General features: G+C 45.3%; 16 protein-coding genes. 12 read left to right on the top strand and 4 right to left on the bottom strand.

Annotated features, from left to right (window positions below; all coding sequences use genetic code 11):
- The first annotated feature begins 213 nt into the window (after window positions 1–213).
- The 4 genes from MHB43_RS19955 (at window position 214) to MHB43_RS19940 (ending at window position 4,205) form a co-directional block, all read left to right on the top strand.
- The gene (locus tag MHB43_RS19955) at window positions 214–1,209 is read left to right on the top strand and encodes an ABC transporter substrate-binding protein (protein ID WP_405117814.1); all 996 of its coding nucleotides are present in this window, start codon (window positions 214–216) and stop codon (window positions 1,207–1,209) included.
- A gap of 202 nt (window positions 1,210–1,411) precedes the next feature.
- Complete coding sequence (locus MHB43_RS19950; protein ID WP_405117813.1) at window positions 1,412–3,034, top strand: ABC transporter substrate-binding protein; 1,623 nt, start codon at window positions 1,412–1,414, stop codon at window positions 3,032–3,034.
- Between the two features lie 73 nt (window positions 3,035–3,107).
- Window positions 3,108–3,929, top strand: a complete 822-nt coding sequence (locus MHB43_RS19945) for a carbon-nitrogen family hydrolase (RefSeq protein ID WP_339166286.1) — start codon at window positions 3,108–3,110, stop codon at window positions 3,927–3,929.
- A 90-nt stretch (window positions 3,930–4,019) separates the two neighbouring features.
- Window positions 4,020–4,205: a hypothetical protein gene (locus tag MHB43_RS19940; protein WP_017687767.1), complete on the top strand. Its 186-nt coding sequence runs from the start codon at window positions 4,020–4,022 to the stop codon at window positions 4,203–4,205.
- Window positions 4,206–4,438: 233 nt separating this feature from the next.
- Here MHB43_RS19940 and MHB43_RS19935 read toward each other — a convergent pair whose 3' ends face one another.
- Complete coding sequence (locus tag MHB43_RS19935; RefSeq protein WP_036607891.1) at window positions 4,439–5,359, bottom strand: LysR family transcriptional regulator; 921 nt, start codon at window positions 5,357–5,359, stop codon at window positions 4,439–4,441.
- A gap of 351 nt (window positions 5,360–5,710) precedes the next feature.
- Here MHB43_RS19935 and MHB43_RS19930 point away from each other — a divergent pair, with 351 nt between their 5' ends.
- The 5 genes from MHB43_RS19930 to leuD all read left to right on the top strand — a co-directional run bounded on the left by MHB43_RS19930 (window position 5,711) and on the right by leuD (window position 12,410).
- The gene (locus MHB43_RS19930) at window positions 5,711–7,609 is read left to right on the top strand and encodes a beta-glucoside-specific PTS transporter subunit IIABC (protein ID WP_405117812.1); all 1,899 of its coding nucleotides are present in this window, start codon (window positions 5,711–5,713) and stop codon (window positions 7,607–7,609) included.
- Between the two features lie 36 nt (window positions 7,610–7,645).
- The gene (licT, locus tag MHB43_RS19925) at window positions 7,646–8,485 is read left to right on the top strand and encodes a BglG family transcription antiterminator LicT (protein ID WP_405117811.1); all 840 of its coding nucleotides are present in this window, start codon (window positions 7,646–7,648) and stop codon (window positions 8,483–8,485) included.
- A gap of 45 nt (window positions 8,486–8,530) precedes the next feature.
- Window positions 8,531–9,988 (top strand): glycoside hydrolase family 1 protein, encoded by a 1,458-nt coding sequence (locus MHB43_RS19920; RefSeq protein ID WP_405117810.1) that lies wholly within the window; start codon window positions 8,531–8,533, stop codon window positions 9,986–9,988.
- Window positions 9,989–10,354: 366 nt separating this feature from the next.
- On the top strand, window positions 10,355–11,776 hold the full coding sequence (leuC, locus tag MHB43_RS19915) for a 3-isopropylmalate dehydratase large subunit (protein WP_036607575.1): 1,422 nt from the start codon (window positions 10,355–10,357) through the stop codon (window positions 11,774–11,776).
- A gap of 31 nt (window positions 11,777–11,807) precedes the next feature.
- Window positions 11,808–12,410: a 3-isopropylmalate dehydratase small subunit gene (leuD, locus tag MHB43_RS19910; protein WP_036607574.1), complete on the top strand. Its 603-nt coding sequence runs from the start codon at window positions 11,808–11,810 to the stop codon at window positions 12,408–12,410.
- A 197-nt stretch (window positions 12,411–12,607) separates the two neighbouring features.
- Here leuD and MHB43_RS19905 read toward each other — a convergent pair whose 3' ends face one another.
- From MHB43_RS19905 to MHB43_RS19895, 3 genes are read right to left on the bottom strand one after another with little or no spacing between them, the layout of a single operon-like run.
- Window positions 12,608–14,080: a serine hydrolase domain-containing protein gene (locus MHB43_RS19905; protein ID WP_405117809.1), complete on the bottom strand. Its 1,473-nt coding sequence runs from the start codon at window positions 14,078–14,080 to the stop codon at window positions 12,608–12,610.
- 51 nt (window positions 14,081–14,131) lie between these two features.
- Window positions 14,132–15,229 carry an ATP-binding protein gene (locus MHB43_RS19900; protein WP_405117808.1) on the bottom strand — a complete coding sequence of 366 codons (1,098 nt, stop codon included), beginning with the start codon at window positions 15,227–15,229 and terminating at the stop codon, window positions 14,132–14,134.
- The gene (locus tag MHB43_RS19895) at window positions 15,214–15,888 is read right to left on the bottom strand and encodes a response regulator transcription factor (protein ID WP_405117807.1); all 675 of its coding nucleotides are present in this window, start codon (window positions 15,886–15,888) and stop codon (window positions 15,214–15,216) included. The genes MHB43_RS19900 and MHB43_RS19895 overlap by 16 nt, the downstream gene beginning before the upstream one ends.
- Window positions 15,889–16,164: 276 nt before the next feature.
- On the opposite strand from MHB43_RS19895, the gene MHB43_RS19890 reads away from it, so the two are divergent.
- The 3 genes from MHB43_RS19890 (at window position 16,165) to MHB43_RS19880 (ending at window position 19,955) form a co-directional block, all read left to right on the top strand.
- Window positions 16,165–17,571, top strand: a complete 1,407-nt coding sequence (locus tag MHB43_RS19890; RefSeq protein ID WP_405117806.1) for an N-acetylmuramoyl-L-alanine amidase — start codon at window positions 16,165–16,167, stop codon at window positions 17,569–17,571.
- Window positions 17,572–17,829: 258 nt separating this feature from the next.
- Window positions 17,830–19,239 carry an N-acetylmuramoyl-L-alanine amidase family protein gene (locus tag MHB43_RS19885; protein ID WP_036607564.1) on the top strand — a complete coding sequence of 470 codons (1,410 nt, stop codon included), beginning with the start codon at window positions 17,830–17,832 and terminating at the stop codon, window positions 19,237–19,239.
- Window positions 19,240–19,274: 35 nt separating this feature from the next.
- Window positions 19,275–19,955 carry a GerMN domain-containing protein gene (locus MHB43_RS19880; protein WP_036671957.1) on the top strand — a complete coding sequence of 227 codons (681 nt, stop codon included), beginning with the start codon at window positions 19,275–19,277 and terminating at the stop codon, window positions 19,953–19,955.
- Window positions 19,956–19,969: the final 14 nt, after the last annotated feature.

Here is a 19,969-nt window from a genome sequence, read left to right as displayed (position 1 = left end):
TTTATCACGCCAATCCCGAGCTGTATAGAGGGAAATGCACTTGAATATACAGTACATAGGAGGAAAGAGCGGAGTATTGTACAAAACTGAAAGTGCTCATTTCGTTTTGTCCATTGAGCTGAGAGAAACCATGTTTTATGATAATATCCGATAATGATAATCAATATCATTAATTTCTAGCACAACGCACATGATACAGGGGGAGAAATAGAAATGAAAAAAGGCATACGAAATACGGGAGTATTATTAACGATCACATGGTTATCCATCCTGCTACTGGCTTGTGGAAATCAGGCTGCAACACCTGCTGCTGGCGCAGATGATTCCAAAGCAGCCACAGAAACGACAGAGACCACGACTGCAACGGAAGAGACGAATGAGGGCGAGACCCGGATATTCAAAGACTGGACAGGCCATGAAGTTGAGATTCCTGTAAATCCGAAGCGAGTTATCTATCATGGAGAAGTTACAGGGGATCTGCTCGCGCTTGGTGTTGTTCCTGTCGGCATACTTCGTCAAGAGGGGACCGTGTACGATGAACAGGTTGCCCAGGCAGAAGATGTAGGATTTCCAATCAGTGTGGAAAAGGCGCTGGACTTGAATCCCGATCTGATCATTTTTTCCAACAGTGATGAAGCACAATATGATCAGATCGCAAAGGTTGCACCTACGGTTACATTTGATTCGTTTGGTTCAATAGAAGATCGTATTCGTATCCTTGGCGACTTGTTGAATAAGAAGCAAGAAGCGGAGGATTGGATTACGGCTCATCAAAAAGCGACGGAAGAGATGTGGACGCAACTTCATGAGAACGGATTAAAAGAAGGGGAGACCGCTTCGGTATTCACGATGTATCCGGGGAATCGTCTGTTTGTCATGGCGGGTGCAGGATTGCCACAGTTGTTATATGGAAAGGACGGGCTGAAGCCAACCGCGGAAATTCAGAACGTATTGGATGAAGACATGGGATTTGTAGAGATTTCGACTGAAAAATTATCTGAATTCGCCGGTGATCGGATATTTATTCTGGATCCTGTAACCGACGATGCGAAACAATCCACCAAGGAATTGCTGGATAGTACAATTTGGAAGAACCTGCCTGCGGTAAAAGAAGGAAAGGTATATCGTTTTAATATCGTAAAAGCTTCTAGTGATGCTCTTTCCAGGGAGTGGCTGTTACAAGAACTGCCAAAACAGATGATTCAATAATGGTGATGAGCTAGTGAGGCAGCAGTAACACCTTTGAGTAATGCAGTTATAAAAAAAGTGAAAGGGGCCTTCAACATTTCGTTGAACGCTCTTTTTTGCTGAATAAAGTCATATCTGGATTATTAACAATCGCTCGCTTATAATCAGACCATACAGAATGATTGATAATTATTCTCATTTTAGAAAAACGAGGTGAACCGACATGCAGGCTTTGGATGCCGATGGGGGAGCGTTGTTCTTTTCAGCATTCATGTTTCGGCTGGATCATCTGGTACGTCGAATTGAACCACCTGAACAGGTGATGCTGGAAGTAGCTTGTGAGAAACATGCCTTCCTCATCTGCGAAGAAGGGGATGGGCATTTATATATTGGACATGAACAGTTTCCGTTTACTACGGGATGTGTTTATCCGCTTTCTCCGGGAGAGGTGTACCAGATTGAACATCGTAATAACTCGGAATTGAAATATATCATAATGGCTTTTGATGTTATTCATGTGTTGACGGGTGATCCCGAACTCTTTACCCGCGCTGTATTTGAGCACAGAAACCAATTGAATGGTTATCCCTATGCTCCGTTAAGTGGGCTGCTGGAGCAGATGTATGTCATTCGGAATTATAAAACAGATGCTGAATACAGTCATTTGAATGCACAGTTCCAAAAATGGATGGAGATGATCATTACCCGGTACACTTCTCCAAAGACGGAACAGAGTATGGAGGCAAGACTACACAGTACCATTCAGTATGTAGACGACCATTATGCTGAAGAAATCACTGTACAGAAACTGGCACGTCTTGCGGAGATCAGACCTGTACAATATACGACCCTTTTCAGACAACTCACGGGTCACAAGCCGCTCGATTATGTGAATCATGTTCGCATCAAACATGCCAAGGACTGGCTTCGCAAATCAGATGAACCACTTCGGGATATAGCGAGCCGCGTGGGGTTTAAGGATGAGTATTATTTCAGCAGGCGTTTTCGCCAAATGACGGGATTATCTCCTCGTCAATATGACAGATCGATTCAGCAGCAGATGTTGGTACAGGATTGGTTGGGTCATGATGTGAATATTCCAGTTAACCCGGAGCGAATTATGTATTATGGAGATTCTGCTGGGGATCTGTTGATGCTGGGCATTCAGTTGCTGGAAGATCGGACATATGACGCGGTAGCCCCGGTTAATGTGGAAGCCGCTGTTATCATGAAGCCGGATTTGATTATTTTTGATAGCAGTAATGAACAGCAGTATGAACAACTTTACCGGATTGCACCGACGCTTGCTTACAATTCACATGCCACGTTGGAAGAACGAATGCGCAGATTGGGCAGCTGGTTTGGCAGACAACCGCAGGCTGAACAATGGCTAACCTCCTATGCGGAGCGTACTGAGCAGATGTGGGCGAAGATCCATACTGTGATTGAAGAGGGGGAAACGGCATCCGTATTTACATACCATCGGGGTGCACGATTATTTGTTATGGGCAATATCGGTCTCGCGCCTATGTTATATCATCCAATGGGATTCAGGCCAGTTACCAAAGTGAAGGAAGCACTTGCGGCAGGCAGAGCCTATAAGGAAATTTCGGCTGAAGCGGTACGTCAGTACGCGGGAGATCATGTGTTTGTTATGCTGCCTGAGGAAGTTGTGGCAAGACAGGCTACAGAGATGCTGATGAAAAGTCCCACTTGGCAGGCCCTTCCGGCTGTGCAGAATGGACGAGTATACCCTGTGGAGGAGTCAACATGGAATGTGGGTGATGCGCTCACGAGTGATCGATTGTTGACCCTGCTGCCTGAGTTGTTATGTGGAAGTTCATAACAAAAACAGGCTTGCAGTCTTCAGGAGGATCAAGCTATGATAGCAGGTATTACGGTTCAGAGGAGTGCTTGTCATGACAGAAAAACAACAGGGAGAAATGCGTGTAGCCCTGATTCAGGGTGATATTCAACTCGGAGACCCTGAGGCCAATCATAAACATATGCAGACGTTGCTTGAGCGTGCGGTAGAACAATATCCGGATCTGGGGCTGGCTGTGTTACCTGAGATGTGGAATACGGGCTACGCTCTGACGCAAATTCATGAACTCGCTGACCCGGAAGGCCAGAAATCTCGGGAATGGCTGTCTGCTTTTGCTCAAAAACATCAAATTTCCATCGTTGGCGGGTCTATCGCTGAGAAACGGGATGGTCAAATATACAATACAATGTACGCTTATAATCGTGAAGGGAAACAGGTAACACGATACGATAAATTACATTTGTTCCGTCTGATGGATGAAGAGAAATATCTACAGCCTGGTGCGGAACCTGAAATTTTTGAATTGCAGAACGGTCTTACAGCGGGGGCTTCGATCTGTTACGACATCCGGTTTCCGGAACTGGCCCGTACACTTGCTCTAAACGGGGCTAAGGCATTGATTGTACCTGCGGAATGGCCGAATCCTCGTCTGCACCACTGGCGTACCTTGCTTACGGCACGAGCGATTGAGAATCAGATGTATGTAATCGCCTGTAACCGTGTGGGTAAAGGGGGAGAGACTGAATTTTTCGGACATTCCCTCATCATTGATCCTTGGGGTGAGATTGTGGCTGAAGGTGGCGAAGGGGAAGAGATCGTGACCGGAATTATTCGTCCATCTCTGGTAGATGAGGTTCGCGGACGTATTCCCGTATTTGAAGACCGTCGACCTGGCGTTTATTTTGGCGAAAAATAAAAAAGCGGAATAAAATTTTCGTAGAAGTGTTTATTCTTCCATGACGCGGGTAATGATAACTATCCCGTCACCAAGGAGGATGATCAATCAATGGACAACCATGTGAAAGATACGCTCAGGAGACTGGAACAGGATAACACAAGGGAAGATCACTTAAGGGCATTCTTAGAGAATGGAGCAGGAGGGCTATCACCCCCTGATTCAACTGTTCAGGACGAAGGCCGTGTAATGAATCAGCAAAACAGGCTGACAAGCGATCGTAATTTGCGTAAATAAACCGCCAAACATGAAGTTTTCTTATGTACGTTTCAACGTTAACATTTTAAATAAGCATCGAAAACCAAACAACTTAACAAGCAACATTGTACTGGAACCAGTTACTGTGATTGCAAAGTAAGAACTTTATCCTGCGGATGCGGGAAACGAGTATAACAAAGGCTTGGCCCATAGGGGTCAAGCCTTTGTTTTGGTTCAGTATGAAATGTACCCATACCCATAGGAGAAATTTTTTAGTCTCCCTTTGACAGTTCGGCCACGGTTTGTTGAAACGTATGGATGAATGCTTCGGCTGCCTTCGACAGCACTCTGCCTTGACGATAAGCGACAACTAGTGTTCTGCTGGGAGTAGGCTCAGCAAGTGGCACATACACAGGCACGAACTCACTGCGCGGCGCACGGGCAATAAAGCGTGGAACCAGGGTAATACCCATACCTGTGGCGACCAGCGACTGAACGGTTTCAATATTTGTGCTTTCAAACACAACTTGGGGATCAAAACCAGCCTGCTCACAGAGATCAAATGTAAGTTTGCGGAAGCCCTGTCCTTTTTTCAATACAACAAAGGGTTCATCCCGAAGTTCTTCAATTCGCACAGGAAGCGGATGTTCCGGATCTGCCCTGCGTGCCAAAGGGTGATTCGGGGGAACTGCCAGATCAATCTTTTCCTCTCCAATGGCAACATAGGCGAGACTTGGCTCTTGTAAAGGAAGAGATAACAGACTGAGATCTGCTTTGCCGCTTGCTGTCAATTTCTCAAGCGTAAGCCCGGAGTCTTCCAATAAGGTAACCTCAATCTCGGGATAAGCTTGTTGAAACGCAGGAAGCACGTGTGGGAGCAGGTGTGATCCCGTGATCGGCATGCTGCCTACAACGACTTTACCTTTGCGAAGCTGGGAGATATCGGACATTTCCTGACGCAATAGCTCCACGGCATCTACGATCTTCTGGGCTTGCTCGACAAACGTAACACCCGCATGGGTTAACTCCACGGTACTGGTATTACGCTGAAACAGCAGCACACCCAATTCTTTTTCCAATTTGGATAATTGCTGGCTTAATGAAGGCTGGGCAATATGCAGCTTCTCTGCTGCCCGGGAGAAATTTCGTTCGGCCGCAATTTGCAGCGTATATTGAAGTTGTCTGAATTCCATCGTCATTGGTCATTCCTTTCGTTATGCCACCATTATATCATTACAGATGAAGAAATCATTAATTTCGCTTAACCGCTTGCACTCCATCAGAAGAGTTGATATACTGATTTTGAAAACGCTTAATAAGAACCACTTACCCGGGTAAAACAAAATCAACGTTTTCATGTGTGCCAGTTTCAAGTGTTAAAATGTTCATATTCTTTTTCGTTTATATAATTGAATAACATTCATCCAACGATGGCGTGTTACTGTTCGGCAGGCAAGACCTAGATTGGGTGGGAAGAGTTTCTTTTTCCTACCCTTTTTAGGTCTTTTTTTGTTCCCATCAAGAAAAAATGGCGGAGGTGCACCATGAATCACAAACAATTAGCCCAATCGATTATGGAGCTGGTCGGTGGCAATGATAATATCAACACGTTAATTCATTGCTCTACCAGGCTCAGACTTACCCTGAAGAATCCGGATATGGCGAAGACCCAAGAAATTAAGAGCCTTGATGGTGTTATTGGCGCAGTGAATAGCGGCGGACAATATCAGGTTATTATCGGTAATGACGTCGCGTACGTCTACAATGAACTTGCCAAGATGATGGATACTCGGCAATCAAACGAAATTCAGGAGAAACAAAAAGCGGATTATAGCCCCAAAGGACTGTTTAATACTTTTGCCAGTGTCATTGCAGGCATTTTTCAACCTATTATCCCAGCCATTGCTGCCTCGGGCATGCTTAAGGCACTGTTGCTACTGGCGACCGTGACCGGCCTGATGTCTAAAGAGAGCCAGACATATACCGTTTTGAGTGTCATGTCTGATGCTGCCTTTTACTTTCTTCCGATTCTACTGGCTTATTCCAGTGCAAATAGATTTAAAACCAACCCCTTTGTTGCCGTTCTGTTTGGTGGAATCATGTTACACCCGAATATGATTGGTCTGCTTGGCGGTGAAGATCCGGTGTCCTTTATTGGCATTCCTGTTGCATCCGTTCAATATGCGACATCCGTGGTACCCATTATTTTAACGGTCTGGTTCATGTCTTACATTGAAAAGTTCGCGGACAAGATCTCACCAGGGCCGGTCAAAATTTTCCTTAAACCTTTGATTGTTATTCTCATTGTTGCTCCAGTTGCCCTGATTGTACTTGGACCTCTGGGGATGTATCTCGGAACGGGAATGTCCAACCTGATCTATTGGATTCAGGATAAGATTGGATGGTTGACCGTTGTCATTATGGCTATACTGATGCCTCTGATTGTCATGTTCGGTATGCATAAAGTATTTTATCCCATTATTTTCGCAGCCTTGGCTTCACCTGGATATGAAACACTGGTGCTGGTTGCGATGCTGGCATCCAATATGGCGCAGGGAGCAGGCGCACTGGCGGTGTCATTCAAAACCAAAGACATCAAGCTGAAACAAGTCGCTTTGTCTGCAGGAATTTCAGGTGTATTCGGTATCACGGAACCTGCTCTGTACGGTGTACATTTAAGGCTCAAGAAAACGCTGTTTGCCTGCATGATCGGCGCCGGAGTCGCTGGGTTGTTCGCAGGTATTGTGAATCTCAAGGCATATGCTGCCGTGGGTCCGGGGATTGCATCTATGCCTATGTTTATCAGTGAAGATCATATGAATATTATCTATGCGATCATTACCATGCTGATCTCTGCCATTGTCGCGTTTGTCGCCGTATATGTCATTGGATTTCAGGATGTTGTTCCAACAGCAGTGTCGATGGAAGGCAGTCCTACAAACCAAGCGAGAGGTGAATCTGAAATCCAGCCATCTACAGGGATCAAATCGAAAAAGATCGTTTTTGCTCCTTTGGAAGGTAAAGTTCTGCCATTAAGTGAGGTGAAGGACGAGGCATTCTCGCAAGAAGCCATGGGACAAGGTATGGCGATTCAGCCAAGTGTTGGCAAGGTGTTTGCACCGTTTGACGGTACCGTTGAGACGGTGTTCCGCACTAAACATTCCATCGGTCTGAGATCGGTAGAAGGGGTTGAACTTCTGATTCATGTCGGATTGGATACGGTGAAACTGAAAGGCCAGCATTTTGATGTAAAAGTGAACGAAGGAGAACAGATCTCTCATGGTCAGCTCCTGATCGAGTTTGATCTTGAAGCTATACAAGCCGCAGGTTATGACACGACGACCCCTGTAATTGTGACCAATTCCTCCGATTATCTGGAGGTACTGGGCAATGAATCTGCAGCGATGACGGGACCGGGAAAACCATTAATTACGGTGTTATAAACCGCTGAAATATGAATGAAAGGCAGGCAGCCTGATATGGAAGTCATAAAAATACTGAATTCGAGCATTGTTCTTGCCAGACGTGGTGAGGATGATAAGGAAATTATTGTGATGGGAAAGGGCATCGGCTACAGGAGCAAACCGGGAGATGTCGTGGGCGAGGATGAGATCGAGAAGATCTATGTCTTTGAAAATGAAACGATCTCTTCGGATCTCACCGCTCTGATGAAGGAAACGCCAAAAGAATATCTGATTCTGGCTGATGAAATCATCTCTCACGCCAAACATACATTGTCCCGCCATCTGAGTGATCATCTCTATGTCGCATTAACAGATCACCTGTATATGGCCATGAAGCGATTCAAGGACAATATGACGATCCAGAACCGAATGTTGTGGGAAGTGAAAAAGTTCTATCCGCAGGAGTTCAGTATCGGGTTGCATGGTCTGTCTCTCATTCAAAAACAGCTTGGACTCTCCCTGCCTGAGGAGGAAGCGGCGAATATTGCCTTTCATCTCGTTAATGCGCAGCAGAATGATGACAATATGAATCAGGTCATGATGATGACCAATACAGTTAAGGATGTACTCAATATTATCAAAATTCACTATCAAGTGGAGCTGGATACACACAGCATCAACTATTCACGCTTTTTGACCCATTTGCAGTTTTTTATTCAACGGCTTTTTGAGCATAAAACATTAAACACACAGGATCATGAGCTCTTTGAGCAGATCGCGAATAAATATCCCCAGGAAGAAGCCTGCGTACTGCTAATCAAGGATTATATTGAAGCCCGGTTTGAACATACGATCTCCAATGAAGAGATGATGTATTTGATTATTCATATCAATCGGGTCATGAGTCGCAATTGAGCAAGAATGAAAGAGTCACAGAGATAATCCAAGGAGGAATACACAATGACCAATACAACAAGAACGTTTCCAGAAGATTTTCTATGGGGAGGAGCGATTGCTGCCAATCAGGCAGAAGGAGCGTGGAATGTGGATGGCAAAGGTCTGTCTACAGCCGACATTGCTATCTATCGCAAAGGTGTAGCCAAGAGTGAATATAAGAAACACAATGCGATCAATGAAGAGCAGATCAAGGCTGCGATGGAGTCTACCTCGGACAGAGAATATCCGAAACGCAGAGGCATTGATTTCTACCACCGTTACGAGGAGGATCTCGCCCTGTTTGGGGAGATGGGGCTCAAAACGTTGCGACTATCCATTGCATGGACCCGAATTTTCCCAAATGGCAACGAAACAGAGCCGAATGAAGCCGGTTTACAGTTCTATGACCGCGTTATTGATGGCATGCTGAAACAAGGGATCGAACCATTGATTACGTTATCGCATTATGAGATGCCGATGTATCTGGTGAATCACCATGGTGGGTGGACGGATCGGAAAGTCGTCGAGTATTTTGTTCACTTTTGCAAAACCGTGTTCACCCGTTATAAGGATAAAGTGAAGTATTGGATTACATTTAATGAAATTGACAGCATTGTTCGTCATCCGTTTACGAGTGGTGGTATTGTTCCGGAGCGTTTCGAAAATGTGGAGCAGGCTGTATATCAGGGGTTGCACCATCAATTTGTAGCGAGTGCGCTCGCAGTGAAATACTGTCATGAGATCATTCCTGGCTCTCAGATCGGATGTATGCTTACCAAACTGACAACATACGCTCATACATGTAATCCCGAAGACGTACTCGTTGCTTCCCGGGATAATCAATTCAATCTTATGTTTACGGACGTACAGGTGCGGGGAGCGTATCCGTACTTTACGAAGAGGTTTTTTGCCGAAAAAGGGATTAACCTCGATATGCTTGCGGGAGATGAGGAGATTCTGAAATTACACACTGTGGACTTTATCTCATTCAGTTATTATATGTCCCTGGTATCAAGTGTGGATGGCGACCGATTGGAGCAGGTGAGTGGCAATACAACTGGAGGGGTGAAGAACCCGTATCTCCAAACCAATGATTGGGGCTGGCAGATTGACCCGGTAGGTCTGCGCATCTCACTGAATGAACTGTACAGCCGTTACGAGGTGCCCTTGTTTATCGTTGAAAATGGGATTGGAGCGGTAGACACGATTGAAGCTGATGGTAGCATTCAGGATGATTATCGTATTGATTATTTCCGCTCTCACATTGAACAGATGCATGAGGCGATTCTGGACGGTGTTGAACTGCTGGGCTATACCAGTTGGGGAGTGATTGATCTGATTAGTTATTCTTCTTCAGAGATGGAGAAACGATATGGCTTTATTTATGTAGATCAGGATAATGACGGCAATGGAACACTGGAGAGAAAACGCAAGAAGAGTTTCTATTGGTACAAAGATGTGATTGCAAAAAACGGTTTGTAATACAGTAGTCGGACAAGCATTCTCATAGAAGGCGTCTTTTCTTTTCATTTCATAACAGAAACTAGCAAAGCAGCTCTGGATTCAGGGCTGTTTTTTGATGTTCTAGATAAAAAGCATTGACAGCGAAGCAGCGGAAACGTAGTATAAGACTTATCTGATAATGATAATTGTTATCAATTGAAACCTCTGCGATGAGCAGTGGTTTATTTGTCTTTATTACATTATAGGTTAAACCTATTACATCTATAGATATTATATCTTGGAACAATGAAGGACGGGGTGATATATTTATGTCATTCAAGAGCTTCACTTTTTAAAGAAAACAGAGGCTCTTCCAAGGACCGAACTTATAATGAGGTGAAAATGATGAGTAAAAAAACGATGTTTGAGAAAATTTGGGAAAATCACGTAATTCATCAAGAAGAAGGCAAACCAAGCATTCTGTATATCGATCTGCATCTGGTGCACGAAGTAACTTCTCCACAGGCATTTGAAGGTCTTCGTCTCAGCGGACGTAAAGTTCGTCGCCCTGAACTGACATTTGCAACAATGGACCACAACGTTCCAACGAAAGACCGTTTCAACATTACAGATCCTATCTCCAAACAACAAATTGATACACTTTCGCAAAACTGCCGTGATTTCGGCGTGAAATTGTATGATCTGGACACGATTGATCAAGGCGTTGTACACGTTATGGGACCTGAACTGGGTTTGACTCACCCGGGTAAAACGATTGTATGTGGTGACAGTCATACGTCCACACACGGTGCGTTTGGCGCACTGGCATTCGGAATCGGAACAAGTGAAGTTGAGCACGTTATGGCAACGCAATGTTTGCAACAAGCAAAAGCCAAAACGATGGAAGTTCGTTTTGTCGGCAAACGTAACCCGGGTGTAACCGCAAAAGACATGATCCTCGCAGTCATCGCCAAATATGGTACAGACTTTGCAACAGGTTATGTTATTGAGTACACAGGTGAATCCATCCGTGAGTTGAGCATGGAAGAGCGTATGACGGTCTGCAACATGTCCATCGAAGGTGGAGCAAGAGCAGGATTGATCGCTCCGGATGAAACAACATTTGAATATCTGCGTGGACGTGAATACGTACCAGCGGATGCGAAGTTTGATGAAGCGGTAGAGGGTTGGAAACAACTTGTAACCGATGAAGGTGCCGAGTTCGACCATGTGGTTGAAATCGATGTGGAGACATTGATTCCGCAAGTAACTTGGGGAACAAGCCCAGGTATGGGAACCGACATTTCTTCGAAAGTTCCTGTTCCGGCTGAATTGCCTACTGAAAACGAACGCAAAGCGGCTGAAAAAGCGCTTGAATATATGGGACTTGAACCGGGAACACCAATCGCCGAGATTCCAATTGACTATGTATTTATCGGTTCTTGCACCAATGGACGGATCGAAGATCTGCGTGCAGCAGCACAAGTGGCTAAAGGTCACACGGTATCCAGTCAGGTTACAGCAATTGTTGTACCAGGCTCAGGACGTGTTAAAATTCAGGCTGAACAAGAAGGTTTGGATAAAATCTTTACGGAAGCCGGATTTGAATGGCGTGATGCGGGATGCAGTATGTGTCTGGCAATGAACCCGGATGTATTGAAGCCAGGTCAACGTTGTGCTTCGACGTCCAACCGTAACTTTGAAGGACGCCAAGGACGCGGAGGACGTACGCACCTGGTATCCCCGGCAATGGCAGCAGCAGCAGCGGTTAAGGGTCACTTTGTGGACGTACGGGACTGGAATTTCAAAACAGAAGCAGCGATCTAATCTATAACAGACAGAAGGGAGAACGTTTAATATGGAAGAATTCAAAACATTACAAGGCATCGTTGCACCGGTAGACCGGGTCAATGTAGATACAGACGCAATCATTCCAAAACAGTTCCTGAAACGGATTGAACGTACCGGATTTGGACAATTTTTGTTCTATGAATGGCGTTTTGATGAAGAGGGCAACAATAATGCTTCCTTCGAAATGAACAAACCTCGTTATGAAGGGGCATCCATCCTGATCTCACGTGCCAACTTTGGCTGTGGATCTTCCCGTGAGCATGCGCCATGGGCGATTTTGGACTATGGATTCCGTTGTGTCATCGCTCCATCTTATGCAGACATCTTCTATAATAACTGCTTTAAGAACGGAATCTTGCCAATCAAGTTGTCAGAAGAGCAAGTTGAAGACTTGTTCCAACGTACAGCGACACATGAAGGCTATGAGATGAATGTAAATCTGGAAAACAAAACGATTACTGATGCATACGGACTGCATATCGATTTTGATCTGGATGAGCACCGTCGTCAATTCCTGTTGCAAGGATTGGACGATATCGGTCTGACTCTTCAACATGATGATGAGATCGCTGCTTACGAACAACGCCACGCGGCAAAACTGTTCGGTTAATTACTAAAGTATCGTATAGAAGAAAGCTTCTGCCTCGCCAAAGGGACCTGTTCCCATCGGTGAGACAGAAGCTTTTTGTAATTTCAGAAGCTAAATTAGCTTAATAAGTCAGCCATACATAGAACTCTTAATCCTTCTTGGCCGAACACTTCAACAGATACAATAACAGCCGACGAAATAGAGAATCTAAAAATCCATTACTGAGGTAACTCCAAAGGGTCGTTTTTTGTATTCTGAAAATAGACATAGATATAACAAGCCAAATGCACGAAGTTCACAAGTGACCATACGATAAGCCATATGATTGGAGTTGATAGGGTAGTCCAGATGCCAAACCAAGGCAACACACGTCCTCCGCCGATAAATGTAACTAATGGGAACAGAGACAAGAGAATTAGAACCGGGATCAGTCTACCCACCGTGATCATAATCAATTTGCTGATCGTTAGGCGGTGGTTTTTCCGAAGTATGCGAAAATAGCCGTAGATGCCCCATGCAACCGTAGCGATGATCAGCACAATCATGATCATTTCCATATTCCGACCGTTTACAAACGAGGTTTGGGGTTCCTGCCCCCTCATGATATCCGCTATTCCATCAATAAATGCCGAGTAATTCACATAAGCGTTTATACCAGAATTAAACATTACGGCAATGCCCATTTGCTCGTTCAAATAAACCAGTTCTTCTGACTTGTAGGTCCAGAAAATGCCGCTGTGGGAGATTGTGCGACCGCTAGACGCATCTTGGTTTGCAAGCCAGCCCATGCCGTAAGGACCGATCGCTCCTGCGGCATGATATTGTTTCATCAGCACAGGGGAAACGAGGCGGCCATTATATTGGGAAAGCATCCAAAGGGACATATCCTCTGCGGTTGAAACGATGCCGGCGGGGCCTTCAATGAACCAAAGCGGTTCGGATTGACTTATAGCGCGTCCCAAACTCAGGTAATGTCCTAGCGGGATAGTATTATTCTCATAGAATTGCTGCGTTGTACTGACACTGAAGGTATGATTCATTCCTAGTGGTTCAAAAATATGTTTTTTCAGATAATCCGAAAAGCGCTCTCCGCTAACACTTTCCACGAGGTTCGCCAGCAGCACGTAATTGGGATTATGATAGCTGTAGGCTGTTCCGGGGATATGAGCAAGTTGAACCGTGTTTAATAATTGGTTCGCTTCAGCCAGCGATTGGAATTGCGGAGTCTTTGTCATATCGGGATTTATCTTGTCATTGAGACCACTCGTCTGATTCAGTAAATGACGAACCGTGATATCAAGAACGCGGGGGTCCTGTGGAGAAAGCTCTGGAAAATAGGAAGCGTAAGTAGCATCCAAGTTGATCCGACTCTTGTCCACTAGCTGCAGAACAGCCAATGCAGTAAAGGACTTGCTGAGTGAAGCAATGGGAAAAGGGGTGTTGCCCGTAACCTTCTTGCCGTCCGCGAATGTCCCGTAGCCTTTTGCGTAAAAGACCTCATCGTTATTGGCAATTGCCAGTGAAGCAGCCTTAATGTGATTGGCCTTCATGCTCCGATTCATATATTCGTCGATCTCCTGCAGAACTTCTGTCCTGTCTCTGGCTTCATTGGCGGATAAGGGGGACGCCCACGCGGTACATAACAACAAGCAGCTAATTGTGATATACATTCTTTTTTTCAGTTTTAGCATGATAACACTCCTTGAATTCAAGATAAGGAGATGTTATTAGATCATTTTCAACTATTTATCAACTTGCGTCCCAATACTTGCCGTTACGCTTCCACCTCCGTTAGGACCGTTTGCAATCCGAAGACTACCTTCATGTTTTTCGCAAAACACCTTGCAAACGTAAAGGCCCAGCCCGCGATGTTCTCTCGCATCCCATACTTCGTCTCGGTAAAAAGGGAGAATAGCCTTACTCAGGGCTTCGTTAGAGAAACCAGGACCGTCCTCGGAGACGGTAATCTTCATAATGCCCCCCTGCACGTCATAGTGAACGTTTAATTGACTGGCTGCGTATCTTGCCCCATTAGCCACTATATTCTCGAAAATCTGCATGACGAGATAGGGATCTACATGTACTGAGGCATTATCATATTCCACGGAAGAGACGAAACGTATACCGTACTGTTTCGCGATTTGTTCAGCGCTGCCGTCCAGCAAAGCCGTCAATGAGATCGTATCCATCGATTGGATGTTCAACGGCACATCCTCCAGCCTCTGAATGGAGTTCATGGCCTCTGCATAACTCTCCAGACGCAAGATGTGAAGGTTCATGGTATGGATCAGGTCCAGCACCTTTTCTTCCGACAACTTCTTCTCTGGAAGATAGGTGGCGAGAAGCTCGGCGTTTCCTTTTAACACGGACAGGGGTGTTCTCAGATCATGGGCAAAAATAGCATTGATCTGCTTGCGCTCTTCAACCGAACGCCAAAGTGTCTTAAGGTTTTTTTCCAATTGTGAGCGCATGTTTTCAAATAGCGCGATCAGCTCGCCCATCTCATCCTGGCTGTCATAGGAAATGCGGAAGTCTAGATCGTTGGCCGAAATGTTTTCGGATGCTCGTTTTAATAGCTCGAGCGGACGTTTTAGCTTCCATCTGTAAAATAAAACGGCCATGGTGACAATTCCAGTCGCTACGGTGAGCAGAACCGCCGTGACGAGGGAGGGCATCACCCAATCCGTTTCTCCGAAACGCAGCCGCAGCTTCTCCGCCCAAGCAAACTCCATGGTTATGATGGCCAGCACGGCAATGAGTGTGACCACACACAACAGCATAAAAGAGTGCAGTAAGGACAATCGCTTTAAAAACAGGAGTCTAGTCATGAACTTGGCCATTTGTAGCCTACTCCCCAAACGGTCTCGATTTGATTATCACAGCCGTATTCCTTTAATTTGTAGCGAATTCGCCGGATATGCTCTGCGATGACGTTACTGTCGCCTTGCTCGTCCATGCCCCAAATCTTTTCGTATATGCGTTCCTTTCCAAACACCATATCAGGATGCGTGGACAGCAATTCGACAATATCAAACTCTTTTTTGGGCAGTGAAATTCGCTTATCCAGGTAGTAGAGCTCCCTGGCCGTATAATCAATGACCAATTCATTGCTAAACCTTACCGAAGATTTAGTTTGGATTCGTTGTTCCCTGCGTATATGTGCTTCGACCCTGGCGCCCAACTCGCGAATGCTGAAAGGTTTCAGAATATAGTCATCACCTCCGGCACGAAATCCCGCTATTTTATCAGAATCTTCGATTCGGGCCGTTAAAAATAAGATCGGGCAAGAGACGAAGTCCCGAATTTTCTCACATAATTGAAGGCCGTTCTGTTCAGGCATGTTGATATCTAACAAAACGAGATCGGGCTGTTTTTCCACTTTCCGCAGCGCTTCCCGGCTGTCCTTGGCCGTCATCACGGAATATCCGTTAATTTCAAAATAATCAGTCAGTAGCTTTCGAAGATCTGCTTCATCGTCCACAATCAGTATTTTAGGCATCAAGGCTCAATCTCCTGTATTCAAGTATTTGAACTCAGCATAGCAAAAATGGATGAGGAATGTAATTTCCATATGATTTTGGGAACTGGACTAATGAAGAAAGTAACCTTTATGCCACTCTGTTTCCGACTAAATATGACAACGTTGTAACCGGATGATCAGACAATATCTGATAAACTGATTAGTAGATTATGGAAGGTTACATATTGTCATTGATGTTACGCTGCAGAGAGTCAGGTCGGATGTTCAAAAGACAAAAAGAATGGTGGATGAGGTATGAAAAAATGGTCGGCAGCAGTCGTTTTTCTTCTGTTCCTATGTTTATTCCCAGTCTTGGCCCATGCAGACACCACTCCCTCGATTGTACTCGACGGTGTAACCATTAACCAGCAGACGGGTGCACCTGCAGAGAATATCGGGAAAACGGTCATGGTTCCAATTCGAATTGTATCCGAGAACCTGGGTTATAAGGTGAAGTGGGAGAAGGAAACTCAGTCAGTCCAGGTTCAAAAAGGAAACAGCATGATTCAAATGACGGCTGGCAAAGATGCAGCTACAGTGAATGGAAACGTGGTGAACTTGGATTCGCCCCCACTGATCAAACAGGGAACTACGCTTGTTCCGTTACGCTTTGTTGGGGAAGGCATGGGTCTGCGTGTTGGCTGGGACAATGGAACCAAGACAGTAAGCCTATTTAGTATTCCTCCCGTAGTTGAAACGGAAGGTGACAGTGACCCCGTCGAGGCACCTGTCCCGGATGGTTTGACAGAACTTCAAGGCATCAGCTTCAGCGGAGATCGCTTGATTGTAGCAACCAACGGTAATATTAGCCCCAAAGTATCCAGTATTGGTGGGCCAGACCGAATTATTGTTGATCTGCCTTCAGCGACATTCTCTCAGGAATTCATACAGGGACAAGCCTCTAACCCGGATGGCAGTGGACAGATTCTCGTTACGGATTCATCCATAGTTTCCAAAGTCCGGTATGCCATGTTCAGTAAATCGCCTTCTACCGTGCGTGTCGTTCTGGATCTGAATCAGACGGCTACAGCCAAATGGTCTGTTGGAGATAACAATGTCTTGCTCGTTGACCTGACAGCCACGAGTGGAGAACCGACAAGCCAACCGGCAGTACCTACCAATGATGGCAAAACGATTGTGGTCATTGATCCGGGACATGGTGGTCGTCAATCGGGTGCAGTGAGTTTGTCAGGAGCTTATGAGAAGGATTTCAATCTGGCTGTAGGACTGAAGGTACAGGCGATCCTTCAAAAATACCCAAATATTCAAACAGTCATTACACGCCAGGATGATACAGAACTTTCGCTCAAACAGCGTGTGGATATTGCCGAATTGAATCAGGCAGATGTTTTTGTATCCATTCATGGAAACAAATTCACTACACCGGTACCAAACGGCATTGAAACGCTCTACAGTCGTAAAGAAAGCAAGACTTTGGCTGACACCCTTCACAAATATGTGTTGCCGGTAACAGGACTCAAGGATCGTGGGGTCAAAACGGCTAGTCTGCATGTGACGCGTGAAACAACCATGCCTGCTGTGTTACTTGAACTTGGTTTTTTAAGTAACCCTACAGATGAAGCAGTCATGCTCACGGAAGAATACCAGGACAAATGTGCACAGGCAATTGTGGACGGAATTGTTGAATTTTTGGGACTGTAAATTGAATTGTGCGCAAATATGAAGGTTAGGGTAGTGCGTTGTTTAGAGATGTATATTTGATAAATAAGGAAAAAAGAAGACATTAAAATGTAAAAAAAGCTTGATCTGACAACGTTTTTTTTCTGTTATGTTGGAATATATTCGCAACTTTTGAGAGCGAGGGGCGTCTAATAGGTGTCTGGTAATGCCCAAGCGGTCAGTCGGAGTTGGAAAATGACAACATGCGGCAAAAAAATATGAGAATGGTAGGGGTGAAGGATGAAGAAGTTCGGTTTTTTGGTACTGTTATTTGTCTTTGGGCTCGTATTCCCGGGCTATAGTCACGCAGCAACAGACACGAAAATTATCCTAGACGGAAAAGAAATCGTACAGCCATCGGATACAAAAGCGGAAATTATCAACAGCAAGGTGATGGTTCCGATCCGGGTTGTGTCTGAAAATCTTGGGTATAGCGTGGAGTGGAAGCAGCAAACGCAAACGGTGACTATTAGCAAAGACAACACTGCCATGCAGATGATTGTTGGACAGAAGACGGCAACGGTGAACGGCAGTAACGTAAACCTGGATGCCCCGCCACTCGTGAAAAATGGTACTACGCTCGTACCTCTCCGATTTATTGGTGAGGAAATGGGTCTTAAGGTGGGTTGGAACAATACCACGAAGACGGTAACATTAGTTACCCAGAATTCAGGTTCCGGAAACGGGACAACCACACCTCCGAACTCTGGCAATGAAGGCGGAGGATCGGATCAAGAAGGTCTTGTACTGGTGAACGGCATCAGCTTCAGCGACAACCGCTTCATGATTGCAACAAGCGGAAGTACGAAGCCGAACGTCTTCACGATGACAGGACCAGATCGAATCGTTATAGACTTGCCGAATACCGCATTTGCTGATTCGTTCAGTGAAGGACAGGCTTTAGACAGCAACCAGAATGGACAACTCGTCGTTAGCGGTTATCCGGATGTGTCGAAGATTCGTTACTCGTTATACAGCAACAGTCCATCTACAATTCGTTTTGTAATCGATCTGTCCAGTTCAAAAGGGTACAGTGTGCAAAATGATTCCGGACTGGTTATGATTAACCTCGACAATCAAAGTGGTACACCTGCTCCTCCGGTTGGTAATAATGGCAAAAAAGTTGTCGTTATCGATGCAGGTCACGGAGATCATGATCCTGGGGCAATCGGTGTAACTGGTAAACGTGAAAAAGACTTCAATCTGGCAATGGCTCTGAAAGTGGAAGCCTTGTTGAAAAAAGAATCCAAAATTGACGTTGTGTTAACGCGCAGCGATGATACATTTTTGGCATTGAAAGAACGTGTGAAGATTGCACAAGACATAAAAGCGGATATTTTCATCTCTATTCATGCTAACAGTGGCCCTGCTGCTGCGAACGGTGTAGAGACATTCTATACACGCTCCAACAGCAAAGCACTTGCTACAGTGATGCACAAGTATCTTTTACAGTCTTCCGGACTGAAAGATCGTGGAGTGAAAACGGCAAGTCTCCATGTGACCCGTGAAACGACAATGCCAGCAGTTCTGCTGGAAGGTGGATTCCTTAGCAATAAGAGCGACGAAGCAGCCCTGTTCACGGAGAGTTTTCAGAACAGTGTTGCCAAAGGGATTGTTGCAGGAATCAAGGAGTATCTGGGAATTAAATAAGGGACAAGCCCTTATGTTGAGGAGGCGGAGTTAGAATGAACAAGAAAATATGGATTGCAGCCTTGCTGGTAACGGTTATGGCAGTTGCTGCTGGATGTGGAAGCAAGCCAACAGCTGCTCCGAATCAGACGCAAGGCGCAGGAACTGAAAACAATGTAACCGAGGTTGAAGGTGAAACAATTACCGAACCGGTAACTGCTGAGCCTGAAGAGAATACAACGCCTACAGAATCCACGGAGGAAGGCAGCTCAGAGGAAGCGACTACAACTACTCCGCCAAGCGAAACGTCTACGGAGAAGCCGGCAACTTCCGAAAGTAATGAAAAGAAAACGATCACTGTATTCTATACGGATGAAGAAGAACTGGAGTTGCACAAAGCTTCGGCAGAGATTTCATACGCATCAGATGATGCCAAATATAAAGCTGCCTTTGAATCACTGCAACAGAGCAAAGACGCTAAACTTGTTCCGCTGTGGTCTAAAGAAATTGAATTGAAGTCTGTTCAGTTCAAGGATGGCGCTCTTACGCTGGATATTCATATGCCAGATACGGCACGTCTTGGAGCAGGTGGAGAGTCTTATGCACTGGATGCTCTAAAACAAACGTTCTTCCAGTTTGATGAAGTAAAATCACTTGATTTACTGGTGGATGGTCAGCAGACGGAGAGTCTGATGGGCCATGTGGATCTTGAACATCCAATGACAAGATCCGAATAGGCTGTACAGCATGC

The organism is Paenibacillus sp. FSL H8-0317 (genome assembly GCF_045040685.1).
Taxonomy (GTDB): domain Bacteria; phylum Bacillota; class Bacilli; order Paenibacillales; family Paenibacillaceae; genus Paenibacillus.
The sequence above is the reverse complement of the archived record's forward strand: the minus strand, read 5'-3'. Positions and strand labels throughout refer to the sequence as shown.